This is a genomic window from Pragia fontium (assembly GCF_900638655.1).
Classification (GTDB): domain Bacteria; phylum Pseudomonadota; class Gammaproteobacteria; order Enterobacterales; family Enterobacteriaceae; genus Pragia; species Pragia fontium.
Map to the genome: position 1 here is coordinate 2,046,886 of NZ_LR134531.1, position 20,957 is coordinate 2,067,842.

Annotated in this window: 15 protein-coding genes; 4 read left to right on the top strand and 11 right to left on the bottom strand. The window is 40.3% G+C overall.

Annotated features, from left to right (window positions below; translation table 11 throughout):
* Positions 1-9: 9 nt before the first annotated feature.
* Both EL341_RS08915 and EL341_RS08920 read right to left on the bottom strand, forming a co-directional pair.
* Positions 10-1,263 carry an MFS transporter gene (locus EL341_RS08915; RefSeq protein WP_047781056.1) on the bottom strand — a complete coding sequence of 418 codons (1,254 nt, stop codon included), beginning with the start codon at positions 1,261-1,263 and terminating at the stop codon, positions 10-12.
* Between the two features lie 13 nt (positions 1,264-1,276).
* Positions 1,277-2,098 carry an MBL fold metallo-hydrolase gene (locus EL341_RS08920; protein WP_074824909.1) on the bottom strand — a complete coding sequence of 274 codons (822 nt, stop codon included), beginning with the start codon at positions 2,096-2,098 and terminating at the stop codon, positions 1,277-1,279.
* A 424-nt stretch (positions 2,099-2,522) separates the two neighbouring features.
* On the opposite strand from EL341_RS08920, the gene EL341_RS08925 reads away from it, so the two are divergent.
* Positions 2,523-4,706, top strand: a complete 2,184-nt coding sequence (locus EL341_RS08925) for an extracellular solute-binding protein (RefSeq protein ID WP_074824912.1) — start codon at positions 2,523-2,525, stop codon at positions 4,704-4,706.
* A 57-nt stretch (positions 4,707-4,763) separates the two neighbouring features.
* Here EL341_RS08925 and EL341_RS08930 read toward each other — a convergent pair whose 3' ends face one another.
* The 3 genes from EL341_RS08930 to EL341_RS08940 form a co-directional block, all read right to left on the bottom strand.
* On the bottom strand, positions 4,764-7,103 hold the full coding sequence (locus tag EL341_RS08930; protein WP_164720450.1) for an Orn/Lys/Arg family decarboxylase: 2,340 nt from the start codon (positions 7,101-7,103) through the stop codon (positions 4,764-4,766).
* 187 nt (positions 7,104-7,290) lie between these two features.
* The gene (locus tag EL341_RS17815; protein ID WP_053007591.1) at positions 7,291-7,539 is read right to left on the bottom strand and encodes a helix-turn-helix transcriptional regulator; all 249 of its coding nucleotides are present in this window, start codon (positions 7,537-7,539) and stop codon (positions 7,291-7,293) included.
* Positions 7,540-7,579: 40 nt separating this feature from the next.
* Positions 7,580-7,993, bottom strand: coding sequence for a PAS domain-containing protein (locus EL341_RS08940; RefSeq protein ID WP_053007592.1), 414 nt, complete (start codon positions 7,991-7,993; stop codon positions 7,580-7,582).
* A gap of 258 nt (positions 7,994-8,251) precedes the next feature.
* On the opposite strand from EL341_RS08940, the gene EL341_RS08945 reads away from it, so the two are divergent.
* Together EL341_RS08945 and nemA are read left to right on the top strand one after the other, a co-directional pair.
* Complete coding sequence (locus EL341_RS08945; RefSeq protein WP_047781060.1) at positions 8,252-8,851, top strand: TetR/AcrR family transcriptional regulator; 600 nt, start codon at positions 8,252-8,254, stop codon at positions 8,849-8,851.
* Positions 8,852-8,905: 54 nt separating this feature from the next.
* Positions 8,906-10,003, top strand: coding sequence for an alkene reductase (gene nemA, locus EL341_RS08950; protein ID WP_074824918.1), 1,098 nt, complete (start codon positions 8,906-8,908; stop codon positions 10,001-10,003).
* A 100-nt stretch (positions 10,004-10,103) separates the two neighbouring features.
* Here the strand turns inward: nemA and EL341_RS08955 are convergent, their stop codons facing one another.
* Positions 10,104-10,952, bottom strand: coding sequence for a nucleoside-specific channel-forming protein Tsx (locus EL341_RS08955; protein ID WP_408634901.1), 849 nt, complete (start codon positions 10,950-10,952; stop codon positions 10,104-10,106).
* Between the two features lie 1,166 nt (positions 10,953-12,118).
* On the opposite strand from EL341_RS08955, the gene EL341_RS08965 reads away from it, so the two are divergent.
* A complete protein-coding gene (locus tag EL341_RS08965; protein WP_074822428.1) occupies positions 12,119-14,368 on the top strand; it encodes an autotransporter outer membrane beta-barrel domain-containing protein in 2,250 nt (749 codons plus the stop codon).
* Between the two features lie 103 nt (positions 14,369-14,471).
* On the opposite strand, the gene EL341_RS08970 is transcribed toward EL341_RS08965, so the two are convergent.
* From EL341_RS08970 to EL341_RS08990, 5 genes are all read right to left on the bottom strand, one after another.
* On the bottom strand, positions 14,472-15,089 hold the full coding sequence (locus EL341_RS08970; protein ID WP_047781063.1) for a CatB-related O-acetyltransferase: 618 nt from the start codon (positions 15,087-15,089) through the stop codon (positions 14,472-14,474).
* 382 nt (positions 15,090-15,471) lie between these two features.
* Positions 15,472-15,963 carry a DUF1097 domain-containing protein gene (locus EL341_RS08975; RefSeq protein WP_047781064.1) on the bottom strand — a complete coding sequence of 164 codons (492 nt, stop codon included), beginning with the start codon at positions 15,961-15,963 and terminating at the stop codon, positions 15,472-15,474.
* A gap of 536 nt (positions 15,964-16,499) precedes the next feature.
* A complete protein-coding gene (locus tag EL341_RS08980) occupies positions 16,500-16,874 on the bottom strand; it encodes a DUF1801 domain-containing protein (protein WP_074822425.1) in 375 nt (124 codons plus the stop codon).
* Positions 16,875-16,942: 68 nt separating this feature from the next.
* Positions 16,943-17,476: a cytochrome b gene (locus tag EL341_RS08985; RefSeq protein WP_074822421.1), complete on the bottom strand. Its 534-nt coding sequence runs from the start codon at positions 17,474-17,476 to the stop codon at positions 16,943-16,945.
* 156 nt (positions 17,477-17,632) lie between these two features.
* Complete coding sequence (locus EL341_RS08990) at positions 17,633-20,455, bottom strand: autotransporter outer membrane beta-barrel domain-containing protein (protein WP_126467594.1); 2,823 nt, start codon at positions 20,453-20,455, stop codon at positions 17,633-17,635.
* Positions 20,456-20,957: the final 502 nt, after the last annotated feature.

The window sequence follows — 20,957 nt, forward strand, 5'->3', positions numbered from 1 at the left end:
TATAATGAATTAATTAGCATTGTTTTCGGCTACAGCGCCCTTCTGAACCTCATCCTTTTTCTTGAAGATTAAGTCGGTATCTTTGAACAGAATAAAGAACATCACCGAAACTACCGCAGCAACACCTGCCGGGTAATACCAAAACTCATGCCACTGGGTCAGAGCAATTTCCGGCGTTTTATCTGTGACGGTATTATTGAAGAGATAACCACAAATCGAAGAAGCAAACATCAGGCCTACGCCATTGGAAATAACAAAACGTAAGCTTTGTGCCTGAGCCTTAATATGCGGGCCGGCTTTATGGTCAACGTAGATATCACCAGAAGTAAAAAAGAAGTCCCAGCAAATTCCCTGTAGCATCAATGCAATAACAATCCACATCACGTTATCATCAATGGCTGAGTAAGAGAACAACAATGAACGGATAATCCACACTATTGCGCCACACAGAATGATCTTTTTAAAGCCAAAGCGCATTAAGAAGAACGACAACACAAACATAAATACCACTTCGGTAGCAATACCGATTTGCATCATGGTTGCCGCATTGTCGTAACCTAATGCCTTCAAGAATACCGGAACATAGGCGCTATAGGCGGTTTTTGGAATCATCAAGAATACGGTACAGATCATAAAGACGCTAAAGTTACGATCCTTAAACAGGGATAAAGCATCCAGACACAGCAGATCGCGCATCGAGAATTTTTTACCTTTAGCGTTTGGTGGCGTACTTGGCAATGTAAAGCAGTACAAACCAAGAACAATCGCAGAACCAGCGGCAATTTCGTAGGTTACGGTACTACCGGAGAAACCCATCTGCCCCATAATAAAACCGATACACATAAAACCGAAAGTACCGAATACTCGGATAACCGGGAACAGTTTTACCCCGTTGATGTGCCTGAAGCTGATGCTGTTGGCCAATGCAGTTGTCGGATAGAACAGAATACCCACGACAAACAGTAGCATCAGAAACATCGTACCGTTCTGTGCTTCAATAAAAGCAGGAATACTGAATAGCACACAAGCATTAATCAGGTGCAAAGCACCCATAATCTTCTGTGAAGAGATAAAGCGATCAGCAATCATACCAACAAACAGCGGAGAAATAATGGTCGCTAATCCAAGCAAAGCGTAAGAAGTACCAATAATCGATGACAGGCCAAAGGTACTTAAAACCAGCCCCATAGTCATATTCCATGAACCTTGTACAAAGTACTGCAGGAACATCATGATTAAGAGCCGTGGCGTTTTATTTTGCATTATTATTATTCCTTCAGATTAATTTAATTAATCCGTCATAGGCAACTTCAATAGAATGCGGCTCAAAAATGCTAACGAGATCTTCGTGCATAAAGCCGCTACTGTGGGATAAATGGGAAACAACCAACTGACTGGCGGAATGATAAGTACCATCAGCAATCATCTTTTCTTTGGTGGCGATAACGGTCTCAATACTCATATGTCCGTCAGTGCGAGGATTTTGGTTATAGCCGTAGGTGCACTCCAGCACCACCAGATCCAGCTTTTTATCTTGCAGCCATTGCCAGGTCAGTTCAGGGAACCAGCCGGAATCATGACCATAAAGCATGGTCTTGCCTTCTTTCTCAATAAAATAGATATAGCAAAATTCCCACTTGGCATGGTTCGCCAACAACGGCGTGACTTTTGCGCCGGAGCTGGTTTCAACGGTAACAAACGGCACCAAACAATTAAATTTGAACCTGTCTTTGCTATAACCTGGCAAAACGTCCAGACAACCATTTATCGCAATGTCATTACCAAACACTTCAAGTGGATGAGTGATTTCAAATCCGTACCCTTCCATACGGCTGAACAGATCCCCAACGTTAAAATGGTCTGGGTGGGTATGGGTAAACAATAAGTCCTGAATTTTGGTGACATCAACATTGTCACGCATTACCTGATAACTAAATTCAGGGGACATATCAATTTGCATGACATCATCAATCACAGCGGCTGAACGGGTTCTTATATTTTTACCTTTCGTTATCCGCGCACGCTGACAAATCTCACATTTACAATAAGGATTAGGGATACCCTCTGATGCTGACGACCCCAAAAAATGGAGCTTCATAATTTTTCCTCTCAAATATTACCAAATCGACCATGCAACGATGCGTTACCAGACAATCATCACTTAGCCATTTATCACTCATGATGATAATTGGAACGTGTCAATTATGATAGTCAGTTAAGAATGTGCGATGCAATCAAAGCGGGTTGATATAGTGATAGAGTTCATACAATTATCATTCCCAAGGTATTGTGAATTTAATTAATACAATAAAATCAATGAGGTAAATTAATATCAACATCAATGGTACGTTCCAAAAGATAGCGCGTTCACTAATTGGATACGCAGATTACTATCATCTGCATGAAATCATTGATGAAAACAAAAATTGATAGGCTATTGCACGCCCGCCAGATAGTCGTTGATTGAGGTTAACTCATCTCAAGTGCTAGAATTCAATGCAAAGATTAGCCAGGATAAATTTATGCCGACTATCAAAGATATTGCAAAAATGGCGGGGGTCTCTCATGGAACCGTTTCCAACGTTTTAAACGGCCGAGGAAATGTCAGCGTAGAGAAAATTAAAGCGGTTGAGCGCGCCGCCATGCAAGTCGGCTACCAGTTAAATGCTCAGGCAAAATCTTTGAGGGCTGGTCATACTAATACCATATCCGTCATTTTACCGGATATGACGACGACCCATTACAATAAGCTCTATCTCGGCTTGCACAATCTCTTATCCCGCCAAGGGTATGAAATAGAACTGTATATTACTAACGACCAACAACAGAACGAACTTCAGTTTATCCCCAAAATTGCCGCTAAGCGAAACTACGCAGTCATTACCGTTTCCTGCCTGGAAGACGCCAATGAGTATTACAATCAATTAAAGATTGAGCCGGAAAAAATCGTTTTTGCCTACAGAAATATTCCACATGCGCAGCAATATCTGTCATTAGATTTTCAGTTGGCTGGCCAGCAAATAGCCGAAGAAATTAAAAATAAGGGCCTTAAACATATTGGTTTATATACCGATTTAGGTAAATACAGCTGTACCAGCGAATTTAAGCAGGGGTTTGAACAATACTGGTTATCTCAACACGCTGAACGGCAGCTCACCCATATTCAAACCTTCCCTTCTCGGGCTTATAATGATGCATTCAATTTTTTTACTGATGCTGTTCCCGAGGCTATTATTACCAGCGATATCGAAAAAGCTCGCTACATTAAAAATGCGGATTTTTTAGGTAACCTTGGCAATAAACCGCTAATTTATAGCCTGTCTGATGCGGAGTTTATCGTTGAAGAACGGATACATCAGTACCACATGAATTATGAACTCTTGGGTAAACGTATTGCCGAGCTACTGCTTCATAATCCAGACCAGCCAAGCCAGCCTGAGATAAATATTAAAAACCGCGGGTTTATGTTTCGAAACCAGCCCGAGATCTTATCATCGGTTACCACCACTCGAAGCCTGAATCTACTGACTTTACCTAGCCCATCAACGAATGCGTTGAAAAAACTGTTACCTCACTTCAAGCATCAAAGCGGTATTGATGTTCGGTTAAACGTGCACCAATTTAACGATATTTATGAAATTCTGACTAATCTTGAGCATCATCAATATTACGATATTATTCGTATTGATATGGCCGGGCTCCCCTGGTTTGCCAAGTCCACGCTCAAGCCATTGAAAGAGTTAGGCAGCGACGTTTATCAGTTGCTAACAAACTACTCTCAGCAAATCGTTAAACGTTATAGTCAGGTTAACAATCAGTTTTACGCTATCCCGTTTGATCCCAGCATTCAAATGCTGTTTTATCGCAAAGATTTATTTAATGATGCCAAAATAAAACGAATGTTTTATGAAGAATATAAGCGAGAACTGGCACCGCCGACTACCTTTGCAGAATTCGACATCATTACCCGCTTCTTTTCCCGAGCCCTTAATCCACAATCGCCGTTAGAATACGGTTCTTGTGCCAGTCTTGGTAATACTGAAATTGTCGCCTCAGAGTTTCTCCTGCGTTATTACTCCTTGGGTGGACGCTTACGCCAAGAAGACTGTAGCCTAAAACTGGATCCAGTACTCGGTACACAGGCTATTCAGCAATACGTAGACAGTCTGAGCGTGGTCAAAAAGCTATCGGCGACCTGGTGGAATGAGTCGGTTTCTTTATTTGAAAGCGGCAGCGTCGCCATGATTATTGTGTATATGAATCTGTTTTCTCATACCCAGCATAGTGCTATCTCCCCGCTTGTTGGCGTAGATAACGTTCCGGATAGCAAGGCCTTGATTGGTGGTGGCTCATTAGGCATGTCAAAATTCAGTCAAAAAGAAGCTGAGGTAGCAGAATTTTTCAAATGGGTATTCTCTGATGAAATAGCAGAACAATTAGTCTTATTAGGAGGTACCTCCGCAAACAACTGCGTCTATGATAATCCGGACATTATGGAATATTACCCATGGCTGGATATACCGCATAAAACGGGTTACAACGGAGTGAGAGAAACATTTTTTCAGGACGGCAGCAGTTTGAATTTAAGAATGGTAGAAAAGGCTATTGGTCAAGCCATTGGTAACCGGATAAATGGTATTATGACCACCGAAGAAACGGTGCAATACATTAATACCCGTTTAACCGATAATGAGTTTCGAGGTTAAAACACGATCACCAAGAAAAAATAGCCCCCAATATCATCATCGGGAGGCCAGATGCTGTTAGATAAAATTCTTGGTAAATAAGGCGTCTTGCAGGTCCTCAGCCAAGAATAAATACTCTTCTTTTATACATCGAACTTTATATTCTCCGCTCTCATCAATATCAATGCCTTGTAATTCATGCTCAAAGCCCGGAAAACGTTTACCAAATTCTTCTACAGCCATCAGATAATCAATAATCGCCGATGACTCCTCATTAATGGACTCCCCGGGCATCACTAAAGGAATACCCGGCGGATAAGGTGTTACCATAACCCCAATAGTTCGATCTTTAATATTATAAAGGTCAACCAGCTCGGTATTATCATCGATCAGGCAATCATAAGCTTGTGAAGGTGTTAATACTTGCAGCGTTTCTACGGCACAAGCTAATTCCGAGAGTTTGGTGATATTTAATTCAATATTCGTTTGGTGGATAGCTTTACACAGATCGGCTAATCCCATGCCTTCATAGATAAATGAGTGTGAATAAATATCAGGAAGAATCGCTTTTATTGGTGTGTTGTTATCATGATGACGTTTAAATATCATCAGTAAATCCACCAAGCTACCCCATTTCTCTTGAGTTGCGCCTAAAGCAAACAAGATAAGAATATTATAATCGCCATTCCTGGCCGGCGTTATACGCTGTGCCTCCAGATATTTTGTGACGATTTGAGCTGGTATACCAAACTCACTCATTTCCCCCTGTACATTTAAGCCTGGGCAAATTATGGTAACTTTAATCGGATCGAGCATGGCATATCCATCGGGCATTTTTTTAAATCCATGCCAGGTATCCTTTTCATTCAACTTCCATAATGTCGAATCATGAGCGAGTACAGAGTTTGGGACATCAATAAAAGGCACGAGTTTCCCCTTCTGAAGTACGGTCTCAGGCTGCCAAATACTAAAAAACCAATCGGTTGAGTTTTCTTCAACAATCTTATTCTTTATCGTCATCATGATTTTTCTAAAATTAATTGCATCATCAATAGCCGCTGCAATTAAGGCTTTGCCATCCGTCATGGCTGTCGCGACATCGATAGAGGCGATAATAGGATAAAATGGTGAGACGGTTTCATGCATCGTAAAAGCTTCATTAAATACGGCATAATTAACCGGTGCCCGTTCAGAATTACGGATATGAATCATTGAGGTAGAGCATAATGCCGACAATATTTTGTGGGTTGACTGGACTGCATATAAAGTTGGCTGATGAGGATCGTTTTTTGGCATATCCATCGCAAAACGCTTGGTATAAATAGGATGGAATTTTGCATAAGCATACCCTGCCTCATCAAATTTAATTCTGGGCGTTGAGTTGGCTAAGTTTTTAGTAATGAGCTCTACATCATAAATAAGGCCATCATAGGTACAATTGGTAATAATGGCATAAACCGGATTGTGATTTTCCACCTGATAACTGAATAAGCTATTTTTTATTTTCTGGCGAATATTCATTTCGTTAAATTGATCGGGAGAAATTAAGCCAATGATCCCAAGACCATTTCTCGATGGCCGAAAATATATCGGATTAGCTTGCGTTATGGTCAATTCATGAGTCACGGACTGATGGCAGCTTCTATCAACTAACGTAATATTTCCTTTTAGTGGAATTGAGTGCCCTACGATCTGATTTGACTGTGAAGCACCGCCAATGACATAGAATGTTTTATCTGCGCCAAAAAGAACAGCGGCCCTTTGCTCTGATTCCCCTGGCGCTCCCTTATTCTCAAACCAATTATCTATTTCAGGTGTAACCCCCTCCACATCAGCACTTGAAATATTTTCGTCGAAAAAATTCAGAAACTCACTGCCGATTGGGTGGTTATAATAATCCACCGTCCCCTGATGCCAAGAGTTATCCCAATAACAAGGTTTATCTTCCGTATAATTTTTTAACACTCTAAAATAAGGCGGAAGTAAATTATCAAGATATTGATGTATTGCTAAATGAATACGGCCCGCAATAAAACCGGATGTATCATCATTAATATTGATACATTCATGAATCTCTTTAACTACGTCGATCGGCATCTCAGCTAAAATAGGTGATGGAGATGAAAGAAATATAGGCAAATTATTATTTTCAGAGCGTATCTCTTCAATAATTTTCTTAATGAAAACATTACAAAAATCTCGCCTCAACGAACTACAAATATTAATAATAACACAGGCGATTTCAGATTCTTGATGAATTAAAGATATTGCCTGTTCATATCTTTCTGCGTGAACAAAAATATAGTTCTGCAAAATTCCTTCTGATTTAATCTGATTTAAATTATTGCCAATATCTAATCCATTATCACTTATCGAGATAATAACAACCAACGTGTGTCTACCATTAGAGTCACTCATACTCGTCTCCATGCTATAGTTTATTTAATATAAATTCAGCTAGATGTAATTTTATAAGCTGATAATCAATAGCATACACGTGGCAGAGTGCTAATTAACTGTACTAAAAGTACAGTTAATTAAATAATAAATCACATATAAAAAACAGGAAAGATAATAATGAGATAATAAGATAAAAATATGTTAATTATGCAACATTTTCCTTTTTTATTATATATTGTATTTTAGCAAATATAGGTGGGACATAAAACTGCCACTTATTTTGTCTGGCAAAAATGATAAAATCTCTGGTAGTCGTACATTTTGTCTTTTGTAAAATATTACTCTTATGAAATTTCACTGTGCGTATTGTTCTATTAACTTTTTTGGCAATCTCTTTTTCAGATAATCCCACTATAATAAGAAAAGCAATCTCCCATTCTTTATCAGATAACATTTCTGATGGTTTGTTAAAGGTAAACTCACCGATATCATTATTAAATAAAAAAATTTGGTGTGATCGCGTTCAATGTGCCGATATGACTAATAATACCCGACACTTTAGCGTTTCTATTATAGAAAGGCATTCGTTCACAAAAAAATGCTCTTAGTTCCTTACCATCATGTAGCGCTAAAACCCCTACCGCCTCGACCTTAAGTCCTTTAAGTCTAACCATATTGTCATGATCTTTTATGATCTCCCTGAAGGGCCTTAAAGATGACTCTTTTTTAAGGCTAATTGGGGTAATTAAGTCATGATACGATTTATTGACGTAGATGATAGTGCCATCAATACTTTTAAGGCACCATGCATCCTCACTCGCCTCCCATAATGCCAGAACTTCTATTGGCATCTTAACCGTCAAAGATTTCAGTTTCTTAGCCAAAATATCTAAATCCATACTTTCCATATCAAACTCCAAATCAACTTAATTATTAAAAAACGTTAAGGAGCAAGCTTTCCTGATGACATAAAAAATTTAATGACCAGTATTAAAATTTATCTTAAGGGAATAGATAACCTTAAGATATATATATAATTATGATTGGAGCCCAAATTATTGTCTAGACCGTAATTATTGGGTGGAATGTGATTAATCCATCCGTCACTGTTATTTGAAATATTTTTAGTATTGCATTAGACCGACCGGTCTAGTAGAGTTGATGGCATGAAACCGTATACTGAACACGATACACGTGAACACCTGCTTGCCACTGGTGCCAAACTCTGTCTCAATTTGGGTTTCACCGGCATGGGGTTAAGTGAATTATTACGCACCGCTGAAGTACCTAAAGGTTCTTTCTACCACTATTTTCGATCCAAAGAAGCCTTTGGTGTCGCTATGTTAGAACGCCATTACGAACTTTATGATCAGCAATTACAGCAGCATTTTAATCAGAAAGAGACGACTCATCGTGAACGCTTGCTTAGCTGGTTTCAGCAAAGCCTGAATTATTTTTGCCAGCACCGCCAGATGGTTAACTGCCTTATCGTCAAGCTTTCAGCAGAAGTTTGTGATCTTTCTGAAGATATGCGTAATGCGCTGGATAAAGGCGCAGCTCAGGTTATCAATCACCTGACCTCAGCTCTCCAAAAAGGGAGAGATGAAAAATGTCTGGATTTCCCAGGAGAAGCACAGGCTCAAGCACATATGATGTATGCACTTTGGCTTGGCGCCAACCTGCAAGCCAAGATTTCACGTAATGCAGTTCCACTTGAATCTGCTTTTGCCCACGTAACAAAAATTTTAGCGGAGCCTGTCTCCTGACAGGCTTTTTTATTTACCTTAATACTAGACGACCGGTCTACTCAAGGATTGCATATGCCAGCACGAAAATTGTTTACCCCACTAAAAATGGGTGCTGTTACCGTACCAAATCGTATTTTTATGGCGCCATTGACACGTCTGCGTAGTATTGAACCTGGCGATATTCCTACCCCATTAATGGGTGAATACTACCGCCAACGTGCCAGTGCAGGACTGGTTATTAGCGAAGCAACTCAAATCTCAGCACAGGCAAAAGGTTATGCAGGGGCTCCCGGTCTACATAGTCCGGAGCAAATTGCCGCCTGGAAAAAAATTACTGCCGGTGTACATGCAGAACAAGGTCATATGGCCGTGCAACTCTGGCATACCGGGCGTATTTCTCATAGTAGCTTACAACCAAGCCAACAGGCTCCGGTTGCACCGTCAGCTATCAGCGCCGAAACCCGTACCACCTTGCGAGATGAAAATGGTAAAGCGATTCGCGTTGATACTTCATTGCCTCGTGCACTAGAAACGGCAGAAATCCCGGGCATCGTAAATGACTTTCGTCAGGCTGTAACTAACGCGCATGAAGCGGGATTTGATTTGGTCGAACTACATTCTGCACATGGTTATCTGTTGCACCAGTTTCTCTCCTCCAATTCTAATCATCGTACCGATCAATACGGTGGTAGCCTTGAAAACCGTGCTCGTTTGGTGTTGGAAGTGGTTGATGCGGCGAGTAAAGCATGGAGTGCCGATCGTATCGGGATCCGTATATCCCCTATCGGAGACTTTCAGGGCGTAGTGAATGATGAAAATGCAGAAGCTGAAGCACTTTATCTGATTGAGGAATTAGGTAAACGTGGCATGGCTTATCTACACCTATCCGAACCAGACTGGGCGGGCGGTCAGCCTTATAGTGATGAGTTCCGTCAAAAAGTACGTGAACGCTTTAGCGGCGTAATTATCGGCTCCGGTGCTTACACTGCCGAAAAAGCCGAAGCACTTATCGAAAAAGGCTATATTGATGCCGTTGCCTTTGGTAGAAAATATATCGCTAATCCAGACTTAGTTGAGCGCCTGAAGCATCATGCAGAGCTTAACGAGCAACGCCCTGAATCATTTTATGGTGGTGATGCTGAAGGCTATACTGATTATCCAACGTTATAAGCATGTCTTCATTAATAAAAATAGCGGCAAATATTTGCCGCTATCTTTATGACGATGTGTTCCACACAGAATAACCCACCGAACAACATGGGCTAAACCGCTAAAAATTATAGCCCGCGATCAGGTAGTAGCCCCACCCTGTGGTTTCAGTGCTAAAGTTACCGTTACCAAAATTCAATTCCGTGCCATCTTTCCACTGTCCGCCATTATGAAAATATCGAGCAACCACAGCATAATGCAAACGATCGTAATTTAGCGCCAAAATATGGCTTGAAGCGATGGCGTTGTTACTTCTTACTCTCTTACCATTTAAGCTATTGCCTGACTTATCCCCTAAATCGGACCCCCAATCAAAATTGGTATAACCGATGTAAGCGAGATCACCGCCCAATACGCGGCTTATCGGAGCAAAGTATTTAATCTTAAAACGATAACCATCCCATGAGTTCTCATTCTGCGCCCCATAGTTTTGCCACTGATACTTGGCATACACGTTTGCCGCCAGCGAGAATGGCAACCCCGTATCAATATCAGTACCCAGCCCCATATACCAAGTACTTTGTCTTGCTGCACTATTTTTTCCCATATCAAAAATATAGTTATTAGCAAAATAGAAATCTTTAAATGGCCCTACTTTCAATGCTGAATTTGTTATGCCACTCAGAGAAAATCGGGGTTCGATTTCCATAAAAATTGGCGAACCATTATCCCAAATACCAACATCCGTGGTATTACCCACGCCAAACGTTTTAGGAACGTCAATGTAACCGTAGAAGTCAATTAAATCAGTTTTGGCATAGGCTTCATATTCTAAATACAGGTCATTATTCTTAATTGGACCAAATCGAGTATTATAACTCCCTACGATATTAATGCTTTGATGCCACCAATCGGACAGATACATGGATTGGTGTGCTTCATTTGCGCTGCTCTGATGAATAGAACCCATCGCTAAAATAGTACAAGAAATTTTTATAATAGACTTCATAGAACCCCTTTATTTAAACATTTCTTAATAATAACTTACCCTATTAAGAATATTTTAAATATGATATTGAAGTATCAATTTCCCTGTACACTTCACCATCATTATTTTCATTATCACCATGATTTTTATTGACAATTTTAATTATGACTACCTATTCGATTTTATATCTACTACCTAATCAGTACATATAAGATTACTCATTTAACAGGATAAGATAGGATATTGCAGCTGGTAATATTACTAGAAATATCAAAATTGTATATAATGAATGAAAAATTAATACCTATTAAAGCAATTAATTATGGATAGATTTTAACCATATTATGTAGGTTTAATATGATGAAATTTTTTATTACCGATAACATTTATGATTTTTAACATGATAAGTATAGACTTAAAGGCAATTAGCTTAATATTTATACATATTAAGATTGGATTCCAGCCGAACAAGGTGAACGCTATATCGTAATCACCTTAGTATCAATCATTGGCAACTTTATGCTTTAACTCAATTTAGCTGTATAAGATACCATGTTGATAGAATCATCAAAAATGTTGCCTTTTATTTAATTAATTCAAAATAAATACAACCAATGATAAATAAAAAACAAAATGATAAAAGATAATGAAAAAATTAATTTTGTTGCTATTAAAAATAAATAAAACCACCTCTTTAAAAAAAACAATAAATACATAAATCCAAAAATAAATCGATAGAAAAAAACAATTAAAAATAAGTTATTGATTGCTAATAACGATTTATTAATTTATTGCATAATATGTATTATGCTAACGCATTAAGGATTTTTTAAAATATTCAAGGAGGAGTAATCCCAATGATCACTTAAATAAACCCCACACATATAAAGCTTATTCCCAACAAGCTCATGGTATTTTTATCACTTTAAAATCAATAAAATACAATCAACACCGGTTCCGTAATAAGTTTTAAAATACCCATCAAGCCATGACTATGGAAAATATCTGGCTAGCATTTTTTTACACGGCAAGATTAATTTTTTTAATAACCAAAACAAACAACTCTTTAATATCATGATTTCAATATGAAATATTATTAGAGTTAACTTTTTAATGTCATTTATTAAAATATATCTGAGTATATTACTATGAACGAAAAGTTATCCAAAAAAAATGAAACTCGTTTAAATAAACATTCAAGCTTTGCCGGTTATATGTTTATAGCCGCAGTAACAGCCCCCTTTTCTACCGCTAATGCTATAGAAGTTATCGGGATAGCCGCGACTCAAGACGATAGTACTAACATGCAACAAAGTATTGATAACAGAACTTGGTCAATGCCTAGCGGCGTGGTTGGCCATGATTTGATATTAAACAATGGTCATCGTATGTCTATTAGCGCTGACGGATATGACGAAAATGATACCTGGATTCGCGGCCAGCTTCATAATACTAAGATTAGCGCTGGCTCCTCAGTTTCACTAGATGGTGCCGATGCCTACAACACAGAAGTCATGTCAGCAACGCTGAATATCTCCTCCCTCTCTGACGGTAGAAATAAAAAATGGTATATCGCCGGCACCGCAACCGATACCACGGTATCGGGTACCGATGCCCAACAAGGTATTCTTGACGTCGATTATGCGGGTTACGCGAACAACAGTATTATTAATGAAAATGGCTGGATGAAACTATCCTTTAATCAAGGATGGGATGAAGCAAGAGGCACAATATCCGGTTTAGGTCTTAAAGCCGCTCAGGCTGATAATACCACTATCAATCATGGCGCCATTTTATCCGTCTATCGAGGCGGAATAATTAAAGATACCGTAGTCAATAGCGGTGGTATCGCTTATCTGAATGAAGGCGCTTCATCTATAGGCTCTTTTGATGTTTATGGCGATGGTTTCGTACGTCTAAGTAGTGCTCGTCGATATAATAATATCGGTGCCACATTTAATGCGGCCAACGCCGAACATATTGGTTTACATGATGTAAATAGTCAGTTGCAACTAATCCGGGGACAAGATACGCCTGGAGATGGACGCTATATCAACATTGGACAACTACTAAATAATGGTGCAGTGACATTTAAAAATGCAGACAACGTAACAGGATATCTACAGGCCAATATCAAAGAGCTGTCTGGTCATGGCGTCTTCAATATGCGTGTCGGTGGTATGAAAGGCGATTTTTTAAATATTACCGATACCGTCAATGGTAAATTCATCGTCAATGTGGCAGATACTGGCGATGAGCTCAATTCGGATAGTGAAGGCTATTATTTAATTCATGGTGAAGGCAGTGCCAATGATAGCTTTACTCTGGCTAACGGTGCCGTTGATTTAGGGGCGTATCAGTATTATTTAAATCAAGACACCACCAATCCTGACGACTGGGTTTTAAGTACCTCTAAGCCAAAGCCCGATCCTGAACCGAATAAAAAACCAGAATCAAATGAAAAGCCTGACCCTAAACCACCCATTTCAGGTAATACTTATGGCGTAATCGCTCTGGCGAATACGGTACCCAATGTATGGGATGCTGAGCTAACCACACTACGCACGCGCATGGGAGACATACACACGAGAAATAGCAACGATGGTGGTGCGTGGGGCAAGATCATCAATAGTCGCTATAAGATCAATAATTTTGTGGCTTACAAACAAGACACCACAGGTGTTGTACTCGGTGGTGATAAAAGCATTCAACAGGATGCGGCGAATATTTTAGTCGGCAGCATGATGTCGTATTCACGTTCAGACATTGACTATAACCGCGGTGGCGATGGTCATGTTGATAGCTATGCCTTAGGTTTATATGGAACCTATTTATGGGATAATGGTTACTATATTGATGGGGTGTTAAAAGCTAACCGTTTTAGTCTCAAAAATAATGTGAAAACCGTTCAAGGCTCCCGAGCAACAGGTAAAGATACCCTGTATGGTATCGGCGCGTCGATTGAAGGCGGCCGCCATATTAAATTGAACCAGTACTTTATTGAACCCTACACTCAACTCTCAGTATTTCAAGCTCAAAGCTCAGACTATACGCTAAGCAATAATCTTAAAGCTAAGGCCGAAGGAGCGAAGTCATTAAAAGCAGAGCTGGGTACGACCTTAGGGGCTAGTTTTGAATCCCAAAGCAAGACCGTCTTTAAACCCTATGCTCGTTTTGCAGTGAGTCACGAATTTGCAGATAAAAATAAGGTGACCATCAACCAAACTGAGGATTTCCGTAATGATAATTCAGGTACAGTGATGAAATATGGTGTTGGTGTCAGTATAAACTTCAATAATCAGTGGTCAGCCTTTACCGAATTAAATTACGCTAAAGCCAATGACGGACATATGGAAATGCCATTGAGTGAACAAATAGGCGTACAGTATCAGTTTTAGCCAATTCGCTTAACAACGTAAAAATCTATAGATAATTTGCATAACATACCGTGATATAACCTATTGTTATATCACGGTATGAATAATTTGCTCAGTGAATAGATTACGCTAGCTCTGCTTCCAGTGCAGAAATATCAGCAGAACTGAGTAACGGAATTAATCTCTTTAACTCTTCATCCGATCTTTCATAGAGAGCGAGTTTCAGGACTCTGGTTACCATCTCTTCTGGAAAACGGTACTTAATCAAGCGAGCTGGATTGCCACCAACAACAGCATAAGGGGGAACATCTTTTGTCACTACGCTTCCCGCAGCGATCACAGCGCCCTCACCAACCACAACCCCTGGCATCAAAATACAACGTATTCCCAGCCAGCATCCGTCGTTCAGTACTGTATCCCCTCGAGGTTGATATGTGGTATTTAACGTCTCAACAAAGGGATAAAGACTGATAAAGTCAATACAGTGGGTATGATTGCCACCCATGAGAATAACGGATTCAGCACCGATGCAAACATAATCACCAATGATGAGCTTATCGATATGGCCAAGGGGTTCCCATTCCTGACTGACCTTATCTCCATGGAGATAACGCACAACCGACTGTTCAAACCCGCGATCCCAACAATCACTATAGTAACTATGCTGACCTTTAATCAGAATATTGGGATTCGTTACCGAAAGATGGAGATACTCCACTCTTGACCAATGTTTATCTTGCATGACTAACTTCCTTTCAATATAGAGAAAGCCACGGAACGATTTAAATTCGTGGCAGTGATTATACGTTCAGATAATCACTGCATTTAGCGATGCGCGGATGAAGCAACAAAGGACAAACAACAAAAAATAGATTCATTAAAACACCTCGCAACAGATGTTAAGTCAATGAGTTCGGATGTTCAACCCACAAACGACTTAACCGCTTTATTTCATATCACATATCGATAGGTTGCCCCAATTTGCCCTTACGCTGAACGATGGACTTGTGCCCCATATAGTAAGTGATGTCAATTGACAGTCAGATCATTCCATAAATTTATAACGTGCTGTTGCGTTTCACATACCATTTCATTACCGGAAGTGTGCACACATTACCGGTATATCAACCGATTTCTTGCTGCTCTTGCTTACGTTGTATTACTTGTTGTTTGCGTGCAGCCAACCACAGTCCACTATTTTTCATGGCATAACCGAATACCAGCCCCAGCAACAACGACGGTAAGACCAGTTGCCAGTTACCATTATCGGCAAAGGTTGCGCACGCTCCCATAAACGTTCCCGGCACAAATGCCAGCCAACGCTGCTTAGCCTGAAGGCACATTAAAAAGGCCACCACTCCCGTCACCATATAACCCAGGATTTCCCATTGAGGTTGCAGTGCACCACCATGAATAATCACCTGAGCCCAAAATACACCGCTGCACAAAGTGCACAGTGAAATAACTAAGCCACGTAATCCACCCTGTGGACAGGCAAAATAAGTCGTGCAGCCCATAAAGCCAGCCCAGCTTAATAAACCTAAACTCACCGCAACCCAGCCCCAAATTCCTGATAAAATCCCTGTCGTCAGCGCAATTGCAACGATTACATTCATAATCAAAATTCCCGCATTCAAAAACCTGCAATCAGTGATAACCCGACTTTTGCCCTGCCAGTCTCGTACTGATACCCATAATGTTATTATTATTACATTATTTGTGAAATGAATAACACCAAAGAAGATAAAAATATTGCAGCGCTTTTAATGCTGGTGGTGTTAGAACCGTTACAAAACGCGTTGTTGTCTAAATCCAAATAAGTGACAGTGTATCGTTTTATCTATAGATGTTGATACAAATCACCCAGAACGGTAATGCTGACTATCGTTTAAATGGCAATAAAGAAACAGACTCCTTCAAAGGAGATTGCTGAGCAAACGGCGTAGGAATAAGCCGAAGAGTTGGCAAACAACATAGCTTGTATTTGGATCTCGAGCTGGTTACTGGTGGATATCACTTCAGTTTTTAACCTGCTACCACCCTGTTAAAACCATTTAAAATGCGATAACACCGTATTGAGCTCAATACGGTGTTATTTTTTGGTCAATCGATAAAAGAGAACAGAACAAAAAATAACACGACAATTCTGCGGTTAGTTCTTCTTATTCAACTTATAGGTCAGCGACATTGCGATACATATTGCCAGTTCATCCATCGGTAAGTCCGCCTCAGGATCAAAAATAATGGCACGATTATTCGAGTAATCGAGATCCTGAAACAGCCCCCTGAAGGAATCAACCAACGTTGTTTGACAGTGAACAAAGAACGCGATGTGTGATTCACCAAAACGATCCAGCCGAATAGTGGTTCCTGATCCGGTTTCCTGAGTGAGGTAACTCGGTTGTGACCACTTCAAAGTTTCAGTAATTCGCCCAACGCCCTCCGTCTTAGAAGCAACATCAAAGATTAAATCTCGTATCGCCAGCAATGGACGTCGATATTTTTCAGGATAGGCATCGCACATCATTACGCTGAAAATCTTTCACAACTTAATATCCCTATTTTTACACTGGCACACATTACAGCATAAATAAATTATTTATCTCTGACGGGCATCATTCGCAAAAGCGTATTATCTTTTTGAATATAATGATGAAATAGTGATGCACAAGCATGTAATCCAATCAGAAAATAGCCAATATTTGCCCAGGTTTCATGAATCTCCTTGATGGTACTTTTTGTTACGTTATCTGGCGTCACGAAGCCAGGAATATTCATTCCCAGGAAAGTCCACTCTTTCCCTCCGTAAGCCATCAACAAGATCCCCAGAACAGGCAATGCCAGGAATGTAACATATAAAGCGACATGCATTAATTTAGCTAGCACAATTTGCCATACCGGAGGCGCAGGAATAATTACGGGATCGTGATAGCAACGTCGTAACACGATACGAATAACCATGACTATCCATACCAAGATTCCAAAATTATAGTGGCTCTCCCGCATAAATAGATATCCGGCGGAATTCTTGGGAAATATCCCTCTGAACTCCATAGCGACATAAGTCAGCACAAGCAGAATTAAAGTTAACCAATGCAGAAAAATTTGTAACCGTGAAAATCGCTTCATCGTTAAGGTCTCTGTAAACTCATTTTTTCCATGCTAATAAAAATAGCTTAAAAAATCCTTAACACGACCGAAAAATAATCGTAACAATATCTGGAATAGGAATATAAGATTTCCTGCCGCTTACACGGCAGGAAATAGAGTCAGGCAGGTTGATAATCAGAAACTAAAGCGATAGCCGCCATTGATTTGACGTTGGTCGAATTTATTACCAGTTGAACTGTCGGCACTTAGATAGAAAGTATGCTGTTTGGTTAATTGAGCGCTGACGCCCACGCCGTTATTCCACCAGTTACCTTTAAAGGTATGGTTTTCAGCCGAACCGTTTAAACGATAATCGACATCCCCTTCGAACTCACGCACGATGCCGGTTTTCAGGTAAACGTTAAAGGTGTTATCACCTTGGCTCAGCTCATAACCCAACAGTGTACTGGCGCGCCCAGTCATTGACTCATAGCTACCTAAATCAACCTTCAAACCGTTAGAAGCTACAATATTGCTGGCGCCCTGATGGCTATAGGTAAACTGCGCCTGAGGTTCAATATAGAAACCGTTACCCGGCTGATTCAAACTGAACTTCTGCCCGCTTTCCAGCGATACGCTGAAACCGTCAGCATTGCCATTACCGTTCACTCGATTATTCTGGGTGTCTTTTACATTAAAGCTGTTTTTCACATGGGTATATTTTGCTACCCCATCCAGATAAAAACGGTTATTGGCCAGATAGGTAGCATACAGACCTGCACTGTCGGATTTGGTGGAACCGTCCCCTGAGCGATAGTCTGGGCTACCGTGAGTTTGGCCCATAAACAGACCAACAAACAACGGTAGCTCTACTGAAATACGCTTATCCGCGCCTAACTGCATACCGCTATAGCTCATATCAAAACGGCTTAGCTTGCCGCCAGAGAAAGAATCAAACTTACCGGCAAAGCCTCTCAGCCACATATTGCCCTGTTCGCTATTCTGCCGTAGATCGCCCATCCGCTGTAATAGCGTTTGGGTTTCTGCATAGTTCATCAGATAACCCACGTTAAGGAAGTTAGCCCCAGCGTCGGCGGTGGTGGTAATGGGTAGATTCGGTTTATTGTCTTCTGGATCTGGGCCTGTGGTAGGTGGCACGGCACCAACCGCGTACAATTGCCAGTTATTGCCGTTTTTACGCACATCGTATAAATAACCACCTAGTTCGGTCTGTCCGATACTGGTAAAGTTTGCCTGACCGTCCTGCGTTTCAACCAACGTTAATACTTCATCTCCGGTGGTCGCCAAACTACCGCGGTTTAATACCGTTAACTGATGATCACCGGCGCTGGTTCCGCTCACGACCAATCGATCGCCGGAGTTATTAACGCCATGCCCGTCACCCACAATATCGGTACGCAGAACAAAATTGCCGTTGCCGCTTAAATCACCCACGGTTAATGTCGAGCCGAGTTTATCTTCACTAAAATCGACGGTGCTCTGATTCAACACCAATTTATCAACCGTGGAATCCGCGGTCATATTCCATTGACTATTGGTTAATGAAAGATTAATCACACCATTATTGGCCAAATCGTTCTGGGCTTTACCATGCCAGAGAGAGCCGGACTGCATATCCAGATCGGTAATACCTTGATAGGAAAGAACGCTGCCGTTGATGGTCATTTTACCGCTGGCATTCACCATCCCTCCGGTGAAAGAAAGCGTCGCCTCCCCATTAGAAATGGCTACCTCGTTTGAATCAGCCAGATTAATCACCGTATCACCGGTTAAATTAACTTTCCCATCCAAAACCGCTAAAATTCCAGAGGTGGAAGCGGTACCGTTGATGGTGAGATTATCACCGTTAAGCATCCCTTCAGACATCACTAATACGCCATATCCAGCGCCTTGACTGCTGTCGATATTAATATCGGTATAGGCTAGATTAGTCGTTGTACCAGAAAGCAGCGTTGCAACCCCCATTGGCGCATCGCCAGAGGAATATATAGTATTACGTTCCATCGCAGTTCCATGAAAATTGACTACCGTGGTTCCTCCACTACTACCAATATTCATGGCCGTCGCATTTTTTGCAGAGAGATGACTGTTGGCACCAATGTTTACTGTTGCCTCACCGGCTAAACCGAACGCAACAGAGCCGGAACCTTGAGTCGAAATAGTCAGCGCCTCGGCAGTAAACTCACCCTGCCCCGCAATGCCAAACGCATTATTACCCTCGGTCTCAATGGAACTGCCACTGCCTAAATCGATAGAGGTATATTTACCCATCGAGATCCCAGTAACATTATCCCCCTGAGTCATAATAGAGAGTTTTGACGCTTCAAATACAACGTTATCACTGATGTCCCCATTTGATAATCCAACGCCGACACTGCGACTCGCTTTAATCTGACTCCCTTCACCCAGATTAACTTTGGTTCCTGCACCGTCAATATAGATGCCTGCTCCCTGACTATCGATAGTCAATCTATTGGCATTGAGTGTTGAACCATTGCTCATTTTTATGCCGTAACCGAAGTCAGAGGAGTTATTATGCTCAATAGTGATATTACTGTCGGTTCCCAGATCAATCCGGTTTTGCGAGCCTTTAACTACAATACCGTTAGTTGACACTGAACCTTTAGCATGAATCGTTAATTTATCGGCGGTTAAAACGCCGTTATTTCCATTAATTTCAATGGCATTAATCGGACTATTACCTTCAGCAACAACCGTGACATCTTTTGCCAGATTAATATTGGCAATACCTTCACTGAGTATACCAACCAGAATATTTCCACTGGGAATACGATCGGCAATCAACCGATCGCCATTGTTTAATGTAATATTATCCGCAACCTGACTCCCAACATCTGCTGCTAAGACATGATAAGGCAACGCTAAAGCGCCTAGACTTAGCAGGCCGACAATCGTTAATTGTTGTTTTTTTATACTGCGGGAGGGTTTGACTGCGAAATTTTTATGAAATTCCTTTTGAAACAACATGCTATCCATTACTATCTATCCTTTAGATTCTATATTGATAGCTCCTCTCAATGGAGCTATTTACCTACTGACTTATCTTTAATAAAGATAAAATTAAAAATAATACTAAGATTATAAACAATCTCTATTAAAACCATTCTAATACCATTTAAAAAACCAATCAACAACACCTTAATAATTAATTTATCCAACTGAAAAACATACGTTTACGCCCAAGCAAAAGGATAACCAATTAGAGTTACATAAAGGGTTGGTGATTAATTAAACTCAATGAAAAATGCTGTTAACACTTAACGAAAACCAACAAAATCACTTATATTTCATATAATTATAGAATATCACCTTACTGTAAAAATCATCGGGAAAATCAAATCAACCATGAGGCCACTATATTTTCCATATTTATATAACAATGCCTTAAGCACATATTAATTTAAATAAATGCAACACGTTAGATATGAAAGAATTCTTTATATTTTAGTAATGGAAATAATAACCTATCTTCGCTGTT

Coding starts and splice junctions, on each gene's coding strand:
- EL341_RS08930 (WP_164720450.1), bottom strand. CDS start 7,103: ATGAGTGACTCTAATGGTAGACACACGTTGGTTGTTATTATCTCGATA.
- EL341_RS17815 (WP_053007591.1), bottom strand. CDS start 7,539: ATGTTATCTGATAAAGAATGGGAGATTGCTTTTCTTATTATAGTGGGA.
- EL341_RS08920 (WP_074824909.1), bottom strand. CDS start 2,098: ATGAAGCTCCATTTTTTGGGGTCGTCAGCATCAGAGGGTATCCCTAAT.
- EL341_RS08965 (WP_074822428.1), top strand. CDS start 12,119: ATGAACGAAAAGTTATCCAAAAAAAATGAAACTCGTTTAAATAAACAT.
- EL341_RS08980 (WP_074822425.1), bottom strand. CDS start 16,874: ATGATGTGCGATGCCTATCCTGAAAAATATCGACGTCCATTGCTGGCG.
- EL341_RS08915 (WP_047781056.1), bottom strand. CDS start 1,263: ATGCAAAATAAAACGCCACGGCTCTTAATCATGATGTTCCTGCAGTAC.
- EL341_RS08985 (WP_074822421.1), bottom strand. CDS start 17,476: ATGAAGCGATTTTCACGGTTACAAATTTTTCTGCATTGGTTAACTTTA.
- nemA (WP_074824918.1), top strand. CDS start 8,906: ATGCCAGCACGAAAATTGTTTACCCCACTAAAAATGGGTGCTGTTACC.
- EL341_RS08955 (WP_408634901.1), bottom strand. CDS start 10,952: ATGGGTTCTATTCATCAGAGCAGCGCAAATGAAGCACACCAATCCATG.
- EL341_RS08940 (WP_053007592.1), bottom strand. CDS start 7,993: ATGGAAAGTATGGATTTAGATATTTTGGCTAAGAAACTGAAATCTTTG.
- EL341_RS08970 (WP_047781063.1), bottom strand. CDS start 15,089: ATGCAAGATAAACATTGGTCAAGAGTGGAGTATCTCCATCTTTCGGTA.
- EL341_RS08975 (WP_047781064.1), bottom strand. CDS start 15,963: ATGAATGTAATCGTTGCAATTGCGCTGACGACAGGGATTTTATCAGGA.
- EL341_RS08990 (WP_126467594.1), bottom strand. CDS start 20,455: ATGGATAGCATGTTGTTTCAAAAGGAATTTCATAAAAATTTCGCAGTC.
- EL341_RS08925 (WP_074824912.1), top strand. CDS start 2,523: ATGCCGACTATCAAAGATATTGCAAAAATGGCGGGGGTCTCTCATGGA.
- EL341_RS08945 (WP_047781060.1), top strand. CDS start 8,252: ATGAAACCGTATACTGAACACGATACACGTGAACACCTGCTTGCCACT.